Raw genomic sequence first — 1,250 nt, 5'->3', positions numbered from 1 at the left:
ATTTCTGATCAGAGCCTTTAGTCTATTACATGCATCGGCGGAAAAGTACAAATTAATGCTCGTGGGTAGTGGACCACTCGAAGATGATCTGAGGACACTTGTAAGTCAACTGAATATTGAAAGGTCAGTTATTTTTGTTGGTGCAAAGCAAGATGTAACTGCGTTTTATTCAGCATTTGACTTGTTCTGGTTACCTTCCTTGTATGAGGGATTGCCCACGGTTGGATTGGAAGCGCAGGCTAACGGTCTTTCAATCATTGCAAGTGATCGTATTTCACCTGAGCTAGCCATTGAAAATGTTATTTTTTCTCCAATTAGGCATAAAAGCGATTTACAAAAATGGTGTCATATCACTCTGGAGCGAGATTGGCCTCGCTCTACAGATGTCATGCGGACGATTGAACATAGTCGGTATAATTATCAACATGTCTTAGATCAATGGAAAAGCCTATATGATATGAAGTAAGATCCTTATTCAGCGCTAGGAGTAGAGTAGATGTTATTGTATACGTCATTAATTTTGGTTCCAATAATTTTAACACCAGTAGAGCTTTTATCAAAGAAACTATATACTTTTCTAAGTTTGTTTCTGATTTGGATTGTGATCGCGTTTCGTGCATTAACTGTTGGAAGCGATACGTTGACTTATGCACAATTATACGGTCAACTGGCAGCTCAAAATTTATCTGGTAGTTCTTTACTGGAGTTAGTTAACGGCCGTTTTGAGTTAGGGTATGTATTACTAAACAAATTTTTGTACGTAATAACACCAAACCCGAGAATACTTCTTATTTTCGTAGCAACGATAGAAATGATTGCTATTGGTTACTTTATAAACAAGTTTTCAACAAGTCAGTCACTTTCAATCATATTGTTTATCACGATGAATTTCCTTGCATTTTCAATGAATGCATTAAGGCAATGTCTTGCTTTGACACTTGTTGTCCTTGCAGTTGCCTTTTTAATAGAAAACAATGATTGGATGTATTTGGTAATGGTTATTGGGGCAAGCTTTTTTCATAAGACTGCATTAATAATGTTGATACTTTATCCAATTTGGAAGATGAAACTAACTAAGAAAATTGTAATTGCGATTTTCTTAGTAACAATAGTTGTCATATTTTCGTTTGAAAAATGGTTTGGTTTCTTGACTACTAGTATTGATTCGTACAATGGCTATCAGGTCTCAGCAATCGGTGATGGTGGAGGAAGTACAGCATTATACGTAAAAATTTGTATTTTAATTGTTA

Annotated in this window: 2 protein-coding genes; both read left to right on the top strand. The window is 35.5% G+C overall.

Features of this window, described 5'->3' with window-relative positions:
* A partial coding sequence (locus KGF70_RS16865) for a glycosyltransferase (RefSeq protein WP_216769703.1) occupies window positions 1–466 on the top strand: 466 nt, incomplete at its 5' end.
* Window positions 467–496: 30 nt separating this feature from the next.
* Window positions 497–1,250, top strand: a 754-nt coding sequence (locus KGF70_RS16860) for an EpsG family protein (RefSeq protein ID WP_216786521.1), incomplete at its 3' end; no start/stop codon positions are given.

Origin of the sequence: Lactiplantibacillus sp. 7.2.4 (assembly GCF_018991185.1) — a bacterium.
GTDB lineage: Bacteria > Bacillota > Bacilli > Lactobacillales > Lactobacillaceae > Lactiplantibacillus > Lactiplantibacillus pentosus.
The sequence above is the reverse complement of the archived record's forward strand: the minus strand, read 5'-3'. Positions and strand labels throughout refer to the sequence as shown.